A 20,067-nucleotide genomic window follows, 5' to 3' on the forward strand; every position below is an offset into this window, starting at 1 on the left:
ACCGCGCCTGGCTAAGGCGCGGTCTGACACGGGTTCAAAATGGCAAATAAGAGTGCTTTATCCTTTATTCTTTCACTTCCTGATATTTGCCTTTGTCATCCCACTTATAGACCACGTAATCCGAGACTTTCAGATCGCCTTTGCTGTCCCAGGCTTTTTTGCCCATGACGGTATCGACACTGTTGGCTTTCAGCCATTCACTGGCTTTGGCGGAATCGCTGCCGCCGGTGGCTTTGAACGCCGCCGCAATGGCCTGAACTGACGCATAGGAATACAAGGTGTAGCCTTCCGGCTCGAACTTGCTGGCGCGGAATTTATCGATTACCGCTTTGCCTTCCGGGATCAGACGCGGGTCTTTGCCGAAGGTCATCAGAATGCCGTTGGTGTATTGCGGACCGCCTGCGGCAGTCACCATTTCTTCGTTCACGATGCAGTCACCGGAGAAGAATGTGGCCTGGACGCCCTGCTCGCGCATCTGGCGCACCAGCGGACCGGCTTCCGGATGACAGCCGCCGAAGAACACCACATCCGGTTTCTGCGCGCTGATTTTAGTGACCAGCGCGTTAAAGTCTTTTTCGCCACGCGACAGACCTTCATACATCACTTCTTTCACGCCACGCTTGTTGAGCGCCGCTTTGGTGGCATCCGCCAGCCCCTGCCCGTAAGTGTCCTTGTCATGGATGATGACCACTTTTTTGGCTTTCAGCTTATCGATGATGTAATCACTGGCAACCTGCCCCTGCTGGTCGTCACGTCCGCACATACGGAACATGTCGCTCATGCCGCGTTCGGTAATTTGCGGGTTGGTCGATCCCGGTGTGATGGCAATAATTCCGGCGTCGTTGTACACCTCAGACGCAGGCATGGTGGAAGAGGAGCAGAAATGCCCGACCACCGCCTGCACTTTATCCTGATCGACCAGCCGGTTAGCCACAGCGACTGCCTGTTTTGGTTCGCAGGCGTCATCGCCCTGCACCAGTTTGATTTTCTCGCCGTTGATTCCGCCAGCGGCATTAATGTCTTCCGCTGCCTGTGTGGCGCCATGCCAGTACTGATCGCCATAGGTGGCGTTCGGGCCGGTGAACGGGCCAGCCACGCCAATCACAATATCCGCACGCGCGGAAAAGGCGGTGACCAGACAACCTGCCAGCAAAAGAGAAAGAGGACTTTTCATAAATTTCATCGACATCATCATGATCCTTAGCACTGAGTTTGAGGGTAAACCGGAACTAAAAAGACACATCTGAAGCAGCAATCTGAAATTTAACGCACCAGCAACGGACGGAGGCCTTCCCGCAAGTTCTCCGAAGGTAAAAACATCAAAGGTAAGAAATTTCTGCGGTACAGGACGTAAGCAAAATATCTGCCAGTGTTACGGAACCTCTGAGAATGTTACGGGTTATGTGAGTATAGATAGCGGCAGGCGAGCGTTACGGGCAACTGACAGAAACAACGACGGGATCACATCGCACCGCACTGGTGCACATTTTCGTGTTACCACGCACTATTACGCTTAGTGACATTTTTATTCTTTGCTTCTTACGGCGGGTTGTTTTGTAATGCGGGCAGATGATTGCAAAGGGAAACGACTGAACAATGAAGAAATTATCCTGCCTGACGGCTGCGGTTCTGGCGCTGACATTGACCGGCTGTGCTGGTGATTACGTGATCAACACCAAATCCGGTGACCAGTTTTTCGCCCACGGCGAACCCGATCGTGACCGCGATACCGGCATGACCAGCTACACCGACATGAACGGCGATTATCATCTGATGAATACCAATGATATTGCGGGCATTGTGAAGAAGTAGCCTTTACGGGCAAATAAAAACCGGGCAATTGCCCGGTTTTGTATTTTTAGAACACTGTTCTCAACCCCAAAATCATTCGGGTCGCAGCAAGGTGGCTTGAAGGACGAAGGGGATCACAGCCCGTTTTCAGCGATATCCATCGCAAAGTACGTCAGGATAATGTCTGCGCCCGCACGTTTAATCGCGCCCAGGCTTTCACGCACCACGGCGCGTTCATCGATAGCACCGGCTTGTGCCGCGAACTTGATCATTGCGTATTCACCGCTGACCTGATAGGCCGCCAGTGGCAGGCGGGAGGCTTCGCGGATATCGCGGATCACATCCAGATACGCGCCAGCCGGTTTGACCATCAGCGCATCGGCGCCTTCCTGCTCGTCGAGCAACGATTCACGCACGGCTTCGCGGCGGTTCATCGGGTTCATCTGATATTGCTTGCGGTTGCCTTTCAGCACGCTGCCGCCCGCTTCACGGAAAGGTCCGTACAGGGATGACGCGAACTTGGTGGAATACGCCATGATCGAGGTATCAATAAAACCGGCTTCATCCAGCGCACTGCGGATCGCCTGTACCTGACCGTCCTGCGCCGCAGAAGGTGCGATGAAATCTGCGCCCGCCGCCGCCGCAACCACAGCCTGTTTGCCGAGGTTGATCAGCGTCGCGTCGTTATCCACGCCGTGATCATGCAGCACGCCGCAATGGCCGTGTGAGGTGTATTCGCAGAAACAGGTGTCGGACATGACGATCATTTCAGGCACGGTGTCTTTACAGATACGCGCCATACGCGCGACCAGACCGTTTTCGTTCCAGGTGTCGCTGCCGGTGGCATCCATGTGATGCGAAATACCGAAGGTCATCACCGAGCGGATACCGGCGCGGGCATAGCGTTCGATTTCAAACGCCAGACGGGATTCAGGGATGCGCAGCACACCGGGCATGGCTTCGATGGGTACGTATTCAGAGGTCTCTTCTTCTACGAAAATCGGCAGTACCAGATCATTGACGCTAAATTCAGTTTCCTGAAAAAGAGTGCGCAGGGATTCGGACTGTCTCAGGCGGCGAAGGCGTGAGCTCGGGAACTGATTCGACATGAAAACTCCTAAAAATTAATCTGTTGCGCTGATATTTTTGAGAAACAGGAGCGCAGACAGTTCAGACGGCAGGAGGCAATGCAGCGCCGTCAGACGATGAAGCCCGCATTTTATAATAACTTTTAAACAAATGATGAACTTTCCGTGAGGAGATGTAACAGAGGCCGCATTTTATCTCAGGCGATCCCACCGGTTGGGATGGCCTGAAGGAAGGAGTTAACCGAGTTTGATCTCGCGATCTGCTGAGGCAATCGTGGATGGCCGGTGCGCGATAAATATCCGCGTAATATCCAGTTCGCTGATGGCCTGATTAATGCGCATTTCGTTATCCAGATCGAGATGGCTGGTGGCCTCGTCGAGGAATAAAATGGCCGGACGGCGATACAGTGCGCGGGCGATCAGCAAACGCTGTTTCTGACCGCCGGACAGGCTGCCGCCCAGTTCGCTGATCAGCGTTTCATAGCCCATCGGCATGCGTTCGATATCGTCGTGGATGTTGCAACGGCGCGCGCAGTCGATAATACGCGCTTCATCTTTCTGTTCGTCGAAACTGGCAATGTTCTCGGCGATAGATCCGGCGAACAACGTATCATCCTGTAACACACAGGCGATGCAACTGCGGTAATTGTTCAGTCCGGCGGTAGTGATATCCATGCCGTTGATCAGAATGCGGCCTTCAGTGGGGGTCAGCAAACCGGTCATAATTTTCATCAGCGTGGTTTTACCCTGCCCCGACGGCCCGGTGATCGCCACACTTTCCCCCGCCGCCACCGACAGATTCAGGCCGTTAATCAGCGGCGCGGAAAGGCTGTCATACTGAAACACCAGATCCCGCACTTCCAGCGACGCCGCCTCGCCCGCCCGCAGTAACTCACGCTCCGGTAACGATTTTTCGGTGTCGGTCAGCGCGATATCCGCGATACGGTCGCGGTGCAGGGAAAGCATCCGCAGCTGCAACACCATATTCAGCAGATTGGCTGCGCGTTCGGAGAACTGCCCGCGATAGGTGTTGAAGGCCACGAACATCCCGAGGGTCATATGGCCGTCAATGACCTGCGTCGCCCCTAGCCACAACAACGCCACCTGATCGAGGGTGGCGATCAGCGTGTTACCGCCGGTGAACATCATCTCGAACTTGGTTTTGCGCACCGTCGCATTGGCGTTATCAATGTTCAGATTGAGCCAGAAATTAGCGCGGGCTTTCGACAACCCGAGCGCTTTCAGCGTGCTGATGCCGTACAGCGTTTCCATAAAGTGCGAACCGGCGCGGGCGCCTTTAACGATCTGCTCCTCGGAAACCTGCCGGTAAGCGTTATAAGTGGTCAGACGGAACACGACATAAATCGCCGTAAATCCGAGGATCACCCAAATCAGCCAGCCACCGTATAACACCATCATCACGATCAGTCCGACCGACATAATGCCGTCGATAATGCTGTTCACCACGTTGGTGGTCAGCGTGGTGCGCAGTGTATCGAGCGAGGTAAAACGCGACTGAATATCGCCCAGTTTGCGTTTCTCAAAATAATCGAGCGGCAGTTTCATCAGATGGTCGAACAGACGCGCCTTCCACTGCACGTCAATCAGCGTACTCATCACCAGCGACGTCCAGGCGCGCAGCATACTGACGCCGGTACGGAAAATGATGAAGAACAGCAGACCGAGGCAAATCAGGGTCAGTAAATCCGGGTCTTTCGCCGGGATCACGTGGTCCATCACCAGTTGCATGCCGACCGGCAGCAGCAGGTTGACCGATTCGATCATCAGCGACAGGCAGAAGATTTTGGTCAGCGCCGGGATCAACCCGCTGACGTTGCCCATCATTTTGCGCAGATCCAACCTGACACGCGGTTTTTCTGAGGTGAAACCGTTGTCCGGCCACAGCTCCAATGCCACGCCGGTGAAGTGCTCGGACACTTCGCGCATACCCAGCGACCGGCGGCCAAAGGCCGGATCGTGAATGATGACTTTGCCCTGCTTTACTCCGACCAGTACCACAAAATGATTGAGATCCCAGTGCAAAATGCACGGCGTTTTCAGCGCGTTCAGCTCGTCGATATCCAGCTTCAGGGCGCGGGATTTCATCTCATTGGCCGTGGCGATATCCATCAGGGTGCGCAGCGTCGCGCCGCGTGAGGAGATGCCGTAGCGCTGGCGCAGACTCTGCAAATCGACATGTTTGCCGTGATAGCCGAATACCATCGCCAGACTCGCCAGCCCGCATTCGGCGGCTTCGGTTTGGATAATCTGTGGCACCCGGTGGCGCCAGCTAAAGTGCAGGCGGTCAGCCAGCTCCCGTACGTTATCGAGATTCATTGATTGGCCCCACCACGCTTTTCTTCATGCTGTAATACGGAGACAACATCCACTGATACAGCGGCCTTTTCTCCAGGAATAATGTCGATTCGGCTTTCATGCCGCTGGATAAATTCAGCGTCTCGCCGTGCCAGTCCATGGCTTTTTTATCCAGTGACACAATCACTTTGTAATAGGGGCCGCTGACCGTGCCGTTGGCGGTGCGCGGTGCGCTGGCGTAGGAATTCAGCTCCTGCTCAGAAACCGGTGCGGAAGAAATCGATTCCACCTTGCCGGGGAACTGACCATATTTTTCAAACGGATAGGCTTCATAGCGAATATTAATGTGCTCGCCCGATTTCACGTAAGGCACACTTTCGTTCGGCAGCCAGGCCACCAGAAAGAACGGAGAATTACTGGCCGGAACCAGTTGCGCCAGACTGTCACCGGCGTTAACCATCTGTCCGGGGGTGACGCTCAGCGAGGAGATTTTGCCGGAGGTCGGCGCGGTGATCAGCAATGAACCTCTGGCATCGGCCTGCGCCAGTTGACGCTCGAGGTCATTACGCTGGTAGCCGTACTGCGAAATCTGGTTATCGAACTCCGCCGCGCGGGTGACCAGTTCGCTGCGCAGATTAGTGATCTGCAACGCTTCCTGAATCGCCTGCGTATTCAGGCTCTGGAATGAGGTTTGCTGCTGATAAAACAGGTAACGCTGATTATTCAGCTGGTCGGTATTGATCAGCCCTTTCTTCTGATATGCGCCATAGTTCTGCATGCTTTTCTTCATGGCATCCAGCCCTTCCTGCGCGGAATCCACCATACTTTGCGAAACCTCATGCGCCTTCTGATACTGGTCGAGTTGCTGTTGCAGATTTTGCAGCGTTTCCTGCTTGTTATGCTCCAGCTGCGCCACGATGGAATCGATTTGCTCGCGTTGTTTTTTGATGGCGGCCAGTGTGGTGGTGCTGACGTTCCCGGCCTGTGTTACCCGGCTGACATCGATTTCATACAGCGGCTGGCCTTTTTTTACCGGCTTGCCCGTTTCCACGTACAATTTCGTCACCACCCCTTGCTCAGGGCTGAACAAATTGATGCTGTGCGGCTGGGTGATTATTTCACCGCTGACATTAATGCGGCGGGTATAGTTAGCAAAGATCAGGAAAATCAGTAAGGCGAACAGGAAAAGAGCGGTCAGCGAGGTCACGATCCATAAAGGCCAGCCCGCGAGTAATAACGCCCTACCCGCCCAGTGGCTTTGCTGATGTTCATTCACCTCTTTACGAAAGAGCATATTTTATAAGTCCGGAAAAACAGGCTGAAAAACAGAATCTTTGAAAGATAGCAGCCCGCACTCCCTCTGCCACCGCGATTACTCTGAAACAGAAAAAACCCTTATTTGTGTTCAGTTACGGCTGCGCTGTCATATTAGTTTACATCCGGAATCACAATTAAAAACCCTCACCTCATGATGATTATTTTTTGCCCGTAAAATTAATCATTCTGTTTTCTTAAGGATTAATGATTATTTAAAACAGAGGGTTATATTTAAAATTCCACTTAGGAGATTATTCCTAGTCAAATTCATTCCGCAGTGCTCTAGGCTTAATCCCTGTGAAGACATTGCGTAGAAATTATCTCCATAGACTTACTCAATGTTTTCATCGCCCCCGGTATTTAAGGGGACTTGCTTTAACAGATTAAAAGGAAGGCCTAAGATGAAACAATTAACAGAACATGATATTGAAATGGTTAATGGTGCGGGTTGGTCGGAAGATGTGAATAAAGTTGCCGATCGCCTATCAAACTTTGGTCAGGACGCGGTAAGTGACACCAGTAATGCGGTGAACAAGGCGTATTCACAAATTTCCGATGGTCTTGCTAAAGCACAGAACTATCTGACAACCTAGTTTATAAACGGCTTTCGTTTTATAGAAAGTTTATTTATAAGCAACTCAGTCAGAGTAATATAAGCCCCTGCTCACGCGGGGGCTTTTTTGTATTATTTTTCCATCAGCGGATCATTAAACGCCTGACCTGGTTTTATCACTCTTCACCATGCTGTTTTTCAGCTTGCCGATTAGCTCGCGGCGAAAATCACCGAGTTTCGGTTTATCCCCTTCCAGCCACGGCAGCGGACGGCAAAGTTCCATGGTTTTGATGCCCAGACGTGCGGTCAGCAGACCGGCACCGATACCCTGTGCCGCACGGGCAGACAGACGCGCGGCCAGATCCTGCGACATCCAGTCCATGCCCACTTCGCGCACCAGTTCGGACGCACCGGCGAAGGCCATGTTCAGCAGCACCAGACGGAACAGGCGGATGCGGCTGTAATAGCCGAGTTCGATGCCGTACAGCACGGCGATACGGTTCACCAGACGCAGGTTGCGCCAGGCGATAAACGCCATGTCCACCAGCGCCAGCGGGCTGACGGCGATCATCAGTGCCGATTCGGCAGCGGAATGGCTGATTTCCCGACGCGCCTGCGCATCGAGCACCGGCTGAACCAGACGGGCGTAGAGTTCGACCACTTCGCGGTCATTTTGCGTTTCATGCAGCGATGCCTGCCAGCGTTGCAATGCCGGATGACTGTTATCCAGCCCGGCCTGCGCCGCCAGTTTTTCGCAAAACGCCCGCCCCTGCCCCAAACCGTGGCTGTGCAGTAAGTCCCGTGCCGTGTCACGCTCGTCAGCACGCTGACGCAGACGGTACAAACGCCGCCACTCCGTCGCGACGGAACCGACACCGGCGATGATAATCAACCCGCCGGCGGTACAGGCACCGAGCGCCACCCAGTCCTGCTGGATCCACGCGTCGTGTACCCATTGCACGCCCTGCGCCACGACGCTGATCCCCAGCACCGCCACGCCCAGACGCACCACTTTTCCCCATAAACTGCGGCGTGGTTTCAATGCGCGGTTGAGCACTGCTTCGGCCTCGCCCTCTTCCTGCTGTTCATCCGTTTCAACGGAAACCGGAATAAAACGTTCTGACATTTGCTCGTCAAACGCCAGCGCCGGTTTGATCACCGGATCGACCGGGGCCTTTAATTCTGTTTCAAAATCGATACGCGGTTTAATCGGTTCGCTCATCGCATTTTATCTCCCAGTAAAAACTCCATCACCGCATCCAGACGGATGTGCGGCAACGGGGTGTCCACGCTCATTTCACGCGGACGAAACTCGTCAAAATGGAAACCCTGTTTCTGCCAGAACGCATGTCCCGGCAGGCGTGCAGGCACTTCGCCGGGGAATACGGTCAGCGGCGCGCCATCCTGCAAACGGTGGCCTTTCAGCGCGGGCAACGTTTGCCCCTGATATTCCACCATGCCGGTTTCCGTCGCCTGCACCGAGGCCAGACCGGCGCAGTCCATGCTGATGCCTTCGAACGCCGCATTCTGCCAGGCTTCCTGCACCAGTTGCTGTAACAGCGACACCAGATTAGCGTGCTGATCGCCGGTAATGTGGTCGGCTTTGGTGGCGGCAAACATCAGTTTGTCGATACACGGATTAAACAGACGACGGAACAGCGTGCGCTTGCCGTAGTGGAAGCTTTGCATCAGCTGAGTCAGCGCCAGACGCATATCGTTGAACGCCTGCGGTCCGCTGTTCAGCGGTTGCAGGCAATCGACCAGCACAATCTGGCGGTCAAATTTCACAAAGTGGTCTTTATAAAAGCCCTTCACGATGTGCTGACAGTAGTAGTCGAAACGGGCGCGCAGCATGCCGAGGTTGCTGTTTTTATCTGCCTGCGCCAGTTGCGCATCGGAATAACGGTTCAGTTCGGGCCAGGGGAAGAATTGCAGCGCAGGCGCACCGGCCATGTCGCCCGGTAAAACAAAACGCCCCGGCTGGATAAAATGTAAACCTTCCGTTTTGCAACGCACCAGATAGTCGGTGTACGCCTGCGCTATCGCGCCCAGCAGATTTTCATCCGCCGGTGCCAGCGGATCACATTGCTGGCACAACGTCAGCCACGGCTTCGCCCATTCTGCACGATCGCCCTGTAACAGCCCCGCCATCTGGCGGGACCAGTCGAGATAATTTTGCTCCAGCATGGGCAAATCCAGCAGCCATTCGCCGGGATAATCGACGATCTCCAGATATAACGTGGAGGTGTCTTTGAAGTGACTCAGCAGGGAATCTTTAGAGCGGTAACGCAGTGCCAGACGGATTTCGCTGACGCCACGGGTCGGCGTCGGCCACGCGGGCGGCGTGCCATAAAGCGATGCCAGCCCTTCGTCGTAGGCAAATCGCGACACGCCCAGATCACGTTGGGGAACGCGTTTTACACCGAGCAGACGCTCCTCGCGGGCAGCCGAAAACAGCGGTAAGCGTGCGCCGCTGTGCATATGTAAAAGCTGGTTAACGAAGGCGGTGATGAAGGCGGTTTTTCCGCTGCGGCTTAAACCGGTGACGGCCAGCCGCAGATGGCGATCCATGCCGCGATTGATCAGTGAATTAAACTCGTTTTGTAGTCTTTTCATTGCTCTCCCTGGCGTAGCGCCCAAACAGCGCGGTCAGAATACGTTTGAATAACGGTTCTAATAATAGTGCTAAAACATACCGCAGTGGCCCTTTTCCCACCACGCCCAGCACTCGCGCCGCCAGCCCGGCAGGACCAAAGGTCAGCGCCAGCGTGATCGCCACGCTGAAAATTTTCGAAAACAGGCTGCGCTTACCCGGCAGCGAGGAATTCAGATAACGGGTCATAGTGATTCCTTAAGCGGGACGTGAAAGGGAAAATGGCAGCCGGAGCAATTTCCGGCGACCAGAGGCAAAGCGGATAATACTGAGTTAAAGCTGACGGAAGCGGCTGCGTACGCCAAAGGTTTCTGAGGTGACGTAACGTTCGACCTGACGCAAACGCTGCTCACTGGCTTGCAGCTCGCGGTCGGCTTCTTCCAGCAAATTACGCGGCGACGGCGCGGTATCTTCGTCATATTCACTGGCAGGCACCGGGTCCAGCACGTAACTGAGAATGATGTATGCCACAACGGTGAACATAAACAGGCCGAAGAAAATCGACAATACGGCCATAATCCGCAGCAATTTAACCGGCACGCCCAGATAATGCGACAGCCCGGCCAGCACGCCTTTTACCACGCCCTCTTCCGGCACACGGTAGAGTTTTTTCTCAGACAGACGGGTCGCCATTATGATTGCCTCCAGCCCGGATGTTCGGCATCAAGAATTTCTTCCAGCGCCTGAATACGTTCGCGCATACGTTGCGCTTCATGGGTCAGGCTGGTGAGATTTTGCATCTCATGCTGACTGAGCTGGCTGCCATTTTGCTGGCGATTGCTGTAGTGAAGCCACAACCAGACGGGCGCCACGAATAAAACGAAAATGGTCAGCGGGATGGCTAAGAACAGGAAGCTCATTGTCTCTCCTTATGAGTCTTTTTTATTACCGGTTACGGCGTTTATCCTGCAACAACCTGCCTGCGAACAGGCAGGTTTACTGGCAAACATTATGCGTCCTGGTTGCCGTTCATTTTCGCTTTCAGGGCAGCGATTTGTGCGCTGATTTCATCGTCGGCTTTCAGTTCGGCAAACTGCTGATCCAGCGATTTCTTTTTACCGATGCTGACGCTTTCTGCTTCCGCTTCCATATGATCAATGCGGCGTTCAAACTGCTCAAAACGCGCCATGGCTTCATCAATTTTACCGCTGTCGAGCTGACGACGAACGTCACGCGACGAGGCCGCCGCCTGATGGCGTAAGGTCAGCGCCTGCTGACGCGCACGGGTTTCGGTCAGTTTGCTTTCCAGTTCACCAATTTCTGGCTTCATGCGATCCAGTGTTTCTTCCACCACGGTGACTTCGTTTTTCAGCGTGGTGACCAGCTCGGACAGTTTTTGCTTTTCGATCAGCGCCGCACGGGCCAGATCGTCTTTATCTTTACGCAGCGCCAGTTCGGCTTTGTCCTGCCATTCAATCTGCTGGGCTTCACCCTGATCGATACGGCGGATCAGCTGTTTCTTTTCTGCCAGCGCACGGGCGGAGGTAGAACGCAGTTCCACCAGCGTGTCTTCCATTTCCTGAATCATCAGACGAACCAGTTTTTGCGGATCTTCTGCTTTATCCAGCAAAGTATTGATGTTGGCGTTAATGATGTCAGCGAAGCGAGAAAAAATACCCATAATCGAAATTCCTCTTTGTTTCTGTTTGGTTTCCGGCCAAATGATTACCGGTTAAAGCCACATGATAATTTTCTACCGCGGCGATAACTCTCTATCAGGATCCGTGCCAACTTTTTAAAATCATTATCTTCATGAATAAATTGAATTTTTTCATAGCGTCTCTGCTATGCTTATTTTTCGAGATGATTATTTTCACTAAGTGTTAGTGTTTTTCACCACACAAGGAAAGGCAAATGACGGATAACACAGACAATTTACTCGGCGAGGCCAATGCCTTCATCGAAGTGCTGGAACAGGTCTCGCAACTGGCGAAGCTGAACAAACCGGTGCTGGTGACCGGCGAACGCGGCAGCGGGAAAGAACTGATCGCGCACCGTCTGCATTATTTGTCACCCCGCTGGCAGGGGCCGTTCATTTCGCTCAACTGTGCGGCGCTCAATGAAAATCTTCTGGATTCAGAGCTGTTCGGTCATGAAGCGGGCGCATTTACCGGCGCGCAAAAACGCCATCTCGGACGCTTTGAACGGGCGGACGGCGGCACGCTGTTCCTCGATGAACTGGCGACCGCGCCGATGCTGGTGCAGGAAAAACTGCTGCGCGTGATTGAATACGGCCATCTCGAGCGCGTCGGCGGCAGCCAGCCGTTGCAGGTGGATGTGCGGCTGGTGTGCGCAACTAACGATGACTTACCGCAACTGGCCGCAGAAGGGAAATTCCGCGCCGACCTGCTCGACCGGCTGGCGTTTGATGTGGTGCAGTTGCCGCCTCTGCGTGAACGCCAGCAGGACATCATGTTACTGGCCGAACATTTCGCCATCCAGATGTGCCGCGAACTTTCATTGCCTTTATTTCCCGGCTTTACCGAATATGCCCGTGAAACCCTGCTGGCCTACCGCTGGCCGGGCAATATCCGCGAGCTGAAAAATGTGGTGGAACGTTCGATGTACCGTCACGGCACCAGCGATTTCCCGCTCGACAACATTATCCTCAACCCCTTTGCGCGGCGCACTTGCGCAGCTGTTCCGGCAGATGTCAGTCAGCCTGACGCTCTGCCGACGTTACCCTTAGATCTGAAACAATGGGTCACGGAGCAGGAAAAGAATCTGATTGAACAGGCTTTGCGGCAGGCGCGGTTCAACCAGCGTAAGGCTGCTGAGCTGCTGAACGTGACATATCATCAGTTGCGCGGAATGTTGAAGAAACACGCCATTCAGGTGAATTCGCAGGAAGTGGCTGAATAACAGGCAAAAAAAAGCCAGCACCCGAGCTGGCTAAGTAATACTGGAAGCAATGTGAGCAATGTCGTACCTCGCGGTTAACGTCCCTGGCGGGCCGTCTCTCGTCCGGTGAAAAGAATGATAATGGTTCTCAGTATCGTCTGTAAAGCACTTTATTGAGAATATTTCTCATTACCACAATGTCGTTATGGCTACTTATTGAACATCCTTAAGGTCATTAAGGACTCCGCTTTATTTCGCTTTACGCCTTGTCCGGATAATTTTTGCGCGATGTGCCGCAGGATCATACGCTGTTTTGCGCAATGGATTGGGGTACTTCGCAGAGTACGGTACACTTAAGGTATTGCACCTTAACTTTGAAGCCCTTATGCGTCGTCTAACTTTGTGGATGCTTTTACTGAGCAGTTTGTCCACAGCAGCTTTTGCTGAGACTGCCCCCCAACACGCCAGCCCGACGGCAGTCAGTACGCCGGTGAAAGATATTCGCCAGAGCGGCTTTGTCTATTGCGTTAACGGCATGATCAATACTTTTAATCCGCAGAAGGCCAGCAGCGGGTTAATTATCGATACTCTTGCAGCACAGTTATACGATCGCCTGCTGGATGTCGACCCCTATACCTACCGCCTGATCCCCGAACTGGCGCAAAGCTGGGACGTGCTGGATGACGGCGCTACCTACCGTTTCCACCTGCGCAAAGACGTGCCTTTCCAGAAAACCCGCTGGTTTTCACCGACCCGTAAAATGAACGCCGACGACGTGGTGTTCAGCTTCCAGCGCATTATCGATCCGGATAATCACTATCACGCAGTGAACGGCGAGGAATACCCGTATTTCGACAGCCTGCAGTTTAGCCGCACGGTGAAAAGCGTCAAAAAACTCGATGATTATACGGTTGAGTTTCGCCTCAATAACCCGGACGCCTCGTTCCTCTGGCATCTGGCGACACACTATGCGCCGGTGCTTTCCGCCGAATATGCCGGCCGTCTGACCAAAGCCGGTAATGAAGAAGAGATCGACCGCCAACCGGTCGGTACCGGCCCCTTCCAGCTTGGCGAATACCGCACCGGCCAGTACGTCCGGCTGGCGCGCAACGGCCAGTACTGGAAAGGCACCCCGCGCATGTCGCAGGTGGTGATTGATATGGGTGTCGGCGGCACCGGGCGTTTATCCAAATTGCTGACCGGCGAGTGTGATGTGCTGGCCTATCCGGCGGCGAGTCAGTTGTCGATTCTGCGTGAGGATCCGCGCCTGCGTCTTTCCCTGCGCCCCGGCATGAACGTTGCGTATCTGGCATTCAATACCAGCAAAGCGCCGCTCAACGATCCGCGTATCCGTCAGGCAGTGGCGCTGTCCATCAATAACCAGCGTCTGATGCAGTCGATTTATTACGGCACGGCAGAAACCGCCGCCTCTATTTTACCGCGCGCCTCCTGGGCGTATGACAGCAATGCACAGGTCACGGAATACAATCCTGAAAAAGCGAAGCAAATACTGAAAGATCTCGGTCAGGAGAAACTCAGTCTGCATTTGTGGGTACCGACGGCGTCGCAATCCTTTAACCCCAGCCCGCTGAAAACCGCCGAGCTGATCCAGGCCGATCTTGCACAGGTGGGCATCCGGGTGACGATTGTGCCGGTCGAAGGACGTTTTCAGGAAGCCAAGCTGATGGAAATGAACCACGATCTGACGCTGACCGGCTGGTCGACGGACAGCAACGACCCCGACAGTTTCTTCCGCCCGATGCTCAGTTGCGCGGCGATCCATTCGCAGACCAACTATGCTCACTGGTGTAGCCCTGAATTCGATGAGTTGTTACGTCAGGGGCTGTTGTCACAACAACTTTCTCAGCGCATTGAATTCTATCAGCAGGCGCAAAAAATCCTTGAGCAGGAGTTACCGGTGCTGCCGCTGGCGTCCTCCCTGCGTCTGCAGGCCTACCGTTATGATATTAAAGGGCTGGTGCTGAGCCCGTTTGGCAACTCGTCGTTTGCGGGTGTGTTCCGGGATGATGAAGGAAGGAAAGCCCCATGATCATCTTCACGTTACGTCGTATTTTACTGTTGCTGGTCACCCTGTTTCTGCTCAGTCTGGTGGCGTTCAGCCTGAGTTATTTCACCCCGAATGCGCCGCTGCGCGGGGCGTCGTTGTGGGATGCCTATCACTTTTATTTTACCGGCCTGTTCCAGTTTGATTTTGGCGTGTCGAGCATTAATGGCGAAAGCATTACCTATCAGCTGAAATCGGTTTTTCCGGCCACCATGGAACTGTGTGTGCTGGCTTTCGCGCTGGCGCTAATCGTCGGTATCCCGCTGGGTATTCTGGCGGGGGTGATGCGCGGTAAATGGCCGGATGTCGCCATCAGCAGCCTCGCCCTGCTCGGTTTTTCGATTCCGGTATTCTGGCTGGCCGTGTTGCTGATGCTGTTCTTCTCGTTGCAACTGGGCTGGCTGCCGGTCTCAGGCCGTCTTGATTTGCTCTACCAGTTGAAAACCGTCACTGGCCTGACGCTGGTGGATGCGTGGTTGTCCGATTCACCTTATCGCCATGAAATGATCATGAGTGCCGTCCGCCATATGATTTTGCCGATCGCCGCGCTGGCCGTCGCACCGACCACCGAAGTGATCCGCCTGATGCGCATTTCCACCGACGATGTGTTGGCGAAAAACTATGTGAAAGCCGCCGCCACCCGTGGTTTATCGCGCTTTACCATTATCCGCCGCCACGTGCTGCACAATGCGCTGCCGCCGATCATTCCTAAACTCGGCCTGCAATTTTCGACCATGCTGACGCTGGCGATGATCACCGAAGTGGTCTTTAACTGGCCGGGCATCGGCCGCTGGCTGATTAACGCCATCCGCCAGCAGGATTACGCGGCAATTTCTGCCGGTGTGATGGTGGTCGGTTCGCTGGTGATTGTGGTTAACGTGCTGTCAGACATTCTGGGCGCGGTGATGAATCCATTGAAACATAAGGAATGGTATGCCCTTCGATAATGTATACCGCGAAAAACAGGTTCCCAGTCCGCTGCGCCATACGTGGGGGATTTTCTACCGCGACACGCTGTCGATGATCGGCTTTTACGGCGTGCTGGGTCTGCTGTTGCTGTGTATTTTCGGTCATCTGCTGGCGCCTTATGCGCTCGATCAGCAGTTCCTCGGTTATCAGCTGCTGCCGCCTTCCTGGTCGCGCTACGGCAATGTGTCGTTTTTCCTCGGCACGGACGATCTGGGGCGCGATTTACTTAGCCGGATGTTAACCGGTGCTGCGCCGACGATCGGTGGCGCGCTGGTGATCACGCTGGCGGCCTCGCTGTGTGGCGTCATTATCGGCGTACTGGCGGGGATCAGCCGTGGCCTGAAATCGGCCATCCTGAACCATATTCTCGATACATTGTTGTCGATCCCTTCCCTGCTGCTGGCGATTGTGGTGGTGGCCTTTATCGGCCCGAAACTGGAACACGCGATGCTGGCCGTCTGGCTGGCGTTGTTGCCACGTATTTCGCGCACGATTTACAGCGCCGTACACGATGAGCTGGAAAAAGAGTATGTGGTGGCCGTAAGGCTCGACGGTGCCTCGACCTGGCAAATCCTGCGCTATGCCGTGTTGCCCAATATTGTGGCGGTGCTGGCAACGGAATTTACCCGTGCGTTATCGATGGCGATCCTGGATATCGCCGCGTTAGGTTTTCTCGATCTGGGCGCGCAACTGCCTTCACCGGAATGGGGCGCGATGCTCGGCGACTCGCTGGAACTGGTGTATGTCGCGCCGTGGACGGTAATGTTGCCGGGTGCCGCCATTCTGGTTAGCGTGCTGCTGATCAACCTGCTGGGTGACGGTGTGCGTCGGGCGATCAATGCGGGGGTGGAATAATGCCGTTACTCGATATCCGCAATCTGACCATTGAATTTATGACTGCCGACGGTCCGGTGAAAGCCGTAGATCGCGTCAGCATGACCCTGAATGCCGGTGAAATCCGCGGACTGGTAGGCGAATCCGGCTCAGGCAAGAGCCTGATTGCCAAAGCAATTTGTGGTGTGACCAAAGACAACTGGCGCGTCACCGCCGACCGGATGCGTTTTGACAATATCGACCTGTTGCAGCTGTCGCCACGCGAGCGGCGCAAACTGGTCGGGCAAAACGTGTCGATGATTTTTCAGGAACCGCAGTCCTGTCTGGATCCTTCTGAAAACATCGGCCGTCAGCTGATTCAGGCCATTCCCGGCTGGACGTATAAAGGACGCTGGTATCAGCGCTGGAAATGGCGGAAAAAACGCGCCATCGAGTTGCTGCACCGCGTCGGCATCAAAGATCACAAAGACATTATGGCCAGTTATCCGTATGAGCTGACCGAAGGTGAATGCCAGAAAGTGATGATCGCCATTGCACTGGCGAACCAGCCACGTCTGCTGATTGCCGATGAGCCTACCAACGCCATGGAACCGACCACACAGGCGCAGATTTTCCGCCTGCTGGCGCGTCTCAACCAGAACAATAACACCACGATTTTGCTGATCAGCCACGACCTGCAAATGATGAGTAAATGGGCGAACCGCATTAACGTGCTGTATTGCGGGCAAACAGTGGAAAGCGCCGTGTGTGAAGAACTGCTGTCGGTACCGCATCATCCTTATACTCAGGCGCTGATCCGCGCGATGCCGGACTTCGGGCGTTCACTGCCCCATAAGAGCCGCCTGAATACGCTGCCGGGAGCCATTCCGTCACTGGAACATTTGCCGATTGGCTGCCGTCTCGGGCCGCGTTGCCCGTATGCACAGAAAAAATGCATCGAAACCCCGCGTCTGCGGCTGGCGAAAACCCATGCGTATGCCTGTCACTTTCCGCTGAACATGGAGGAGCAATAATGGGCGAAACCCTGCTCGAAGTCCGAAATCTGAGCAAAACGTTCCGTTATCGCACCGGACTGTTCCGCAAAATGAATCTTGATGCCGTGAAGCCGGTGAGTTTTACGCTGCGTGAAAAACAGACGCTGGCGATTATTGGCGAGAACGGCTCAGGGAAATCGACGCTGGCGAAGATGCTGTCCGGCATGGTGGAGCCGAGCGGCGGCGAGATCCTGATTGATGAGCATCCGCTGGAGTTTCGCGATTACCGCTTCCGCAGCCAGCAAATCAGGATGATTTTTCAGGATCCGAGCACCTCGCTCAATCCGCGTCAGCGTATCGGACAGTTGCTTGAAGCCCCGCTGCGTCTGAACGGGGAAATGGATGCCCAGCAGCGTGAACAGCGCATTAATCAGACCTTGCGTCTGGTCGGTATGCTGCCCGATCACGCCAATTATTATCCGCACATGCTGGCATCCGGTCAGAAACAACGTGTGGCGCTGGCGCGGGCGCTGATCCTGCAACCGAAAGTGATTGTGGCCGATGAGGCGCTGGCCTCGCTCGACATGTCGATGCGCTCGCAAATCATCAATATGATGCTCGAGTTACAGGAGAAGCAGGGGATCTCCTACATTTATGTGACGCAGCATCTGGGCATGATGAAACATATCAGCGATCAGGTGCTGGTGATGCATGAGGGTGAAGTGGTGGAACGCGGCAATACCGCTGAAGTGCTGGCGGCCCCCTTGCATGATCTGACCAAGCGATTGATTTCCAGCCACTTTGGTGAAGCACTGACCGCCGATGCCTGGCGGCGTGACGGGAATTAAGGCTAAAACGTCATCTATTCCTTTTCGATATGATTTATCGCTTAACATTATTTTATATCGACAGCAGTATCGGCAACGATAGGGTCTGATAATTCGCCTGAGTGACAGGCTTGAAGAAAGGACCCGTTCATGGAACAACAACGCAAGGCCGCGCACAGCGGCTGGTATCATGAAACTCAATCCAGCCAGTATGGTCATCTGCCGCTCGATCCGCATGCTGCGTTGGTTCAGGATCGCTTTCTGCTGGGCCTTGATGCGCAACTTGACCCGACACTGCGTCAGTTGCTTAATGAACGTCAGAGACTGCTGCATGCTTCCCGCGCCTGCTATGACGTGCTGTTCCCGGAGACGCTGAACGTATCGCGGACCGAAACGTTATCTTTATATGACCGGCTGAGCAGTGCACTGACCGTCGCGCAGGTCAGCGGCGTGCAGACACTTTGTAGCCATTACGCCGCACGCCTCGCCCCGCTCTCCAGCCCTGATGCCTCCCGTGAAAGCAACATCCGCCAGACCCACATTACCCAGTTCGCCCGCCTGCTTGCCACCCAGCCGACACTGATCACCACACCGATGCTGCACCAGCTGTACGACGTGGGTTTCAGTACCCGCGATATTGTGACCTTTACCCAGCTGATCGGTTTTGTCAGTTATCAGGCGCGCGTGCTGGCTGTGCTCAATGGTTTACGGGGCCGCGCGGCTGCCGTGCTGCCCGGTTTCCCGTCACCGGAAGGCTGCGAACAAACCGGCTTTTCACTGGCGATGTTGCAGTGGACTTCGCGGCTGCCGGAAGTCGCGCCGGAAAGCGCCAGCCAGCATCAGCAGGATGTGCTGGATTTGATCGCACCGGATGCCCGCTCCTCCTCGTTCTATACCCTGCTGGTGCATGATGCCGACGCACTGAGCGAATTCTCGGCGGTGTTCAATCACATTATGCAGGCAGGCGAACTGCCTAAAGCGGCGTGGCGCGAACTGGCTGCCGTGGCGACGTCGCAACTCAACGGTTGTTTGTACTGCGCCGGCATCCACGGACGTTTGTATCTTGAAGCGGGCGGTAATGACCGGCTGATCAACACGTTGTTCGAAGAGCATCATCGTGATGATGCTGTCGATACGTTATCGAAAAACCTGACAGATAAAAAAGAGGCCGCATTATTGCAGGCGGTCGTGGCACTGACCCGCACGCCTGAGCGGTTTGATGCCCGGCAGTTACATGGATTATCAGATGCGGGTTATTCGGCGACGCAATCTCTGGATATTCTGCTGACAACGGCGCTGTTCAGCTGGTCGAATCGTCTTATTCAGACGCTGGGCGATACGCTGAGCCCGTAGTTCTCCCCCCTTTTCCTTTCATGCTAAATCCCCTCTCTCCGGCAGGATATTCCCCTGCCGGAGTGGACAATTGTAAATGCCCGCGCCACTTAACCGCCATAAGTCGTACTAATCTTATTTTCAATCGGAAATTTAGTGTTAAAACGCGATGCAGATCACATTACACTGTGACCCGTTCCTGATAGCTCTTCAGCAGCAAATCGGGCGTTCATAAAAACCCAGAAAAACCTCGTTATCGCAGATGTATTCACTGTTTATTCATCTTCATCCAGACAATAAAACCGCTTAAGACTTTTCCGGTAAAACAATAACCACAACGCATTGTGGATTATTATTCATACAACATATTCACATTGTCTATTTAGAAAACATAAACGTTAATTCTGCATAACATTTCGAACACAGTTTAATCAGGTCGGATAAGTTAAATGTAACGACATATGTCAAACTCCTTGCCTCATTTACGAAGATAGTGAACATTACTTG

The 20,067-nt window shown here is 54.2% G+C and carries 19 protein-coding genes; 9 read left to right on the top strand and 10 right to left on the bottom strand.

Going from position 1 to position 20,067, the window contains the following annotated elements; translation table 11 throughout:
• Positions 1 to 64 precede the first annotated feature (64 nt).
• The gene (locus EDF78_RS16890) at positions 65 to 1,189 is read right to left on the bottom strand and encodes a branched-chain amino acid ABC transporter substrate-binding protein (RefSeq protein ID WP_095921571.1); all 1,125 of its coding nucleotides are present in this window, start codon (positions 1,187 to 1,189) and stop codon (positions 65 to 67) included.
• 407 nt (positions 1,190 to 1,596) lie between these two features.
• Here EDF78_RS16890 and EDF78_RS16895 point away from each other — a divergent pair, with 407 nt between their 5' ends.
• A complete protein-coding gene (locus EDF78_RS16895; protein ID WP_133823536.1) occupies positions 1,597 to 1,812 on the top strand; it encodes a YgdI/YgdR family lipoprotein in 216 nt (71 codons plus the stop codon).
• Between the two features lie 113 nt (positions 1,813 to 1,925).
• On the opposite strand, the gene hemB is transcribed toward EDF78_RS16895, so the two are convergent.
• The 3 genes from hemB to EDF78_RS16910 all read right to left on the bottom strand — a co-directional run bounded on the left by hemB (position 1,926) and on the right by EDF78_RS16910 (position 6,489).
• Positions 1,926 to 2,900 (bottom strand): porphobilinogen synthase, encoded by a 975-nt coding sequence (gene hemB / locus EDF78_RS16900; RefSeq protein ID WP_119826220.1) that lies wholly within the window; start codon positions 2,898 to 2,900, stop codon positions 1,926 to 1,928.
• Positions 2,901 to 3,116: 216 nt separating this feature from the next.
• Positions 3,117 to 5,216: a peptidase domain-containing ABC transporter gene (locus EDF78_RS16905; protein WP_095921568.1), complete on the bottom strand. Its 2,100-nt coding sequence runs from the start codon at positions 5,214 to 5,216 to the stop codon at positions 3,117 to 3,119.
• Complete coding sequence (locus tag EDF78_RS16910; protein WP_133823537.1) at positions 5,203 to 6,489, bottom strand: HlyD family secretion protein; 1,287 nt, start codon at positions 6,487 to 6,489, stop codon at positions 5,203 to 5,205. The genes EDF78_RS16905 and EDF78_RS16910 overlap by 14 nt, the downstream gene beginning before the upstream one ends.
• Positions 6,490 to 6,913: 424 nt before the next feature.
• On the opposite strand from EDF78_RS16910, the gene EDF78_RS16915 reads away from it, so the two are divergent.
• Positions 6,914 to 7,105 (top strand): hypothetical protein, encoded by a 192-nt coding sequence (locus EDF78_RS16915; protein ID WP_013576041.1) that lies wholly within the window; start codon positions 6,914 to 6,916, stop codon positions 7,103 to 7,105.
• 114 nt (positions 7,106 to 7,219) lie between these two features.
• Here EDF78_RS16915 and EDF78_RS16920 read toward each other — a convergent pair whose 3' ends face one another.
• The 6 genes from EDF78_RS16920 to pspA all read right to left on the bottom strand — a co-directional run bounded on the left by EDF78_RS16920 (position 7,220) and on the right by pspA (position 11,339).
• Complete coding sequence (locus EDF78_RS16920) at positions 7,220 to 8,287, bottom strand: YcjF family protein (RefSeq protein ID WP_133823538.1); 1,068 nt, start codon at positions 8,285 to 8,287, stop codon at positions 7,220 to 7,222.
• Entirely contained in the window at positions 8,284 to 9,681 is a 1,398-nt protein-coding gene (locus EDF78_RS16925; RefSeq protein WP_133823539.1) for a YcjX family protein, read from the bottom strand. Before EDF78_RS16925 ends, EDF78_RS16920 begins: the two co-directional genes overlap by 4 nt.
• The gene (locus EDF78_RS16930) at positions 9,656 to 9,907 is read right to left on the bottom strand and encodes a phage shock protein PspD (RefSeq protein ID WP_095921560.1); all 252 of its coding nucleotides are present in this window, start codon (positions 9,905 to 9,907) and stop codon (positions 9,656 to 9,658) included. Before EDF78_RS16930 ends, EDF78_RS16925 begins: the two co-directional genes overlap by 26 nt.
• Positions 9,908 to 9,991: 84 nt before the next feature.
• Positions 9,992 to 10,351 carry an envelope stress response membrane protein PspC gene (gene pspC, locus EDF78_RS16935; protein ID WP_095921559.1) on the bottom strand — a complete coding sequence of 120 codons (360 nt, stop codon included), beginning with the start codon at positions 10,349 to 10,351 and terminating at the stop codon, positions 9,992 to 9,994.
• The gene (pspB, locus tag EDF78_RS16940) at positions 10,351 to 10,578 is read right to left on the bottom strand and encodes an envelope stress response membrane protein PspB (protein WP_013576050.1); all 228 of its coding nucleotides are present in this window, start codon (positions 10,576 to 10,578) and stop codon (positions 10,351 to 10,353) included. The genes pspC and pspB overlap by 1 nt, the downstream gene beginning before the upstream one ends.
• 89 nt (positions 10,579 to 10,667) lie before the next feature.
• Positions 10,668 to 11,339 (bottom strand): phage shock protein PspA, encoded by a 672-nt coding sequence (gene pspA, locus EDF78_RS16945; RefSeq protein ID WP_133823540.1) that lies wholly within the window; start codon positions 11,337 to 11,339, stop codon positions 10,668 to 10,670.
• Positions 11,340 to 11,572: 233 nt separating this feature from the next.
• Between pspA and pspF the strand changes: the two genes are divergently transcribed.
• From pspF to EDF78_RS16980, 7 genes are all read left to right on the top strand, one after another.
• Positions 11,573 to 12,580, top strand: coding sequence for a phage shock protein operon transcriptional activator (pspF, locus tag EDF78_RS16950; protein WP_133823541.1), 1,008 nt, complete (start codon positions 11,573 to 11,575; stop codon positions 12,578 to 12,580).
• 364 nt (positions 12,581 to 12,944) lie between these two features.
• Positions 12,945 to 14,609, top strand: coding sequence for an ABC transporter substrate-binding protein SapA (gene sapA, locus EDF78_RS16955; RefSeq protein WP_133823542.1), 1,665 nt, complete (start codon positions 12,945 to 12,947; stop codon positions 14,607 to 14,609).
• A complete protein-coding gene (gene sapB, locus EDF78_RS16960; RefSeq protein WP_095921555.1) occupies positions 14,606 to 15,571 on the top strand; it encodes a putrescine export ABC transporter permease SapB in 966 nt (321 codons plus the stop codon). Before sapA ends, sapB begins: the two co-directional genes overlap by 4 nt.
• On the top strand, positions 15,558 to 16,448 hold the full coding sequence (gene sapC / locus EDF78_RS16965) for a putrescine export ABC transporter permease SapC (protein WP_095921496.1): 891 nt from the start codon (positions 15,558 to 15,560) through the stop codon (positions 16,446 to 16,448). The genes sapB and sapC overlap by 14 nt, the downstream gene beginning before the upstream one ends.
• Positions 16,448 to 17,440 carry a putrescine export ABC transporter ATP-binding protein SapD gene (gene sapD / locus EDF78_RS16970; RefSeq protein WP_095921495.1) on the top strand — a complete coding sequence of 331 codons (993 nt, stop codon included), beginning with the start codon at positions 16,448 to 16,450 and terminating at the stop codon, positions 17,438 to 17,440. Before sapC ends, sapD begins: the two co-directional genes overlap by 1 nt.
• The gene (gene sapF / locus EDF78_RS16975; protein WP_095921494.1) at positions 17,440 to 18,249 is read left to right on the top strand and encodes a putrescine export ABC transporter ATP-binding protein SapF; all 810 of its coding nucleotides are present in this window, start codon (positions 17,440 to 17,442) and stop codon (positions 18,247 to 18,249) included. The genes sapD and sapF overlap by 1 nt, the downstream gene beginning before the upstream one ends.
• A gap of 129 nt (positions 18,250 to 18,378) precedes the next feature.
• Complete coding sequence (locus tag EDF78_RS16980) at positions 18,379 to 19,581, top strand: peroxidase-related enzyme (RefSeq protein ID WP_119826235.1); 1,203 nt, start codon at positions 18,379 to 18,381, stop codon at positions 19,579 to 19,581.
• Positions 19,582 to 20,067 lie beyond the last annotated feature (486 nt).

Source organism: Rahnella sp. BIGb0236, from assembly GCF_004364755.1.
GTDB lineage: Bacteria > Pseudomonadota > Gammaproteobacteria > Enterobacterales > Enterobacteriaceae > Rahnella > Rahnella victoriana.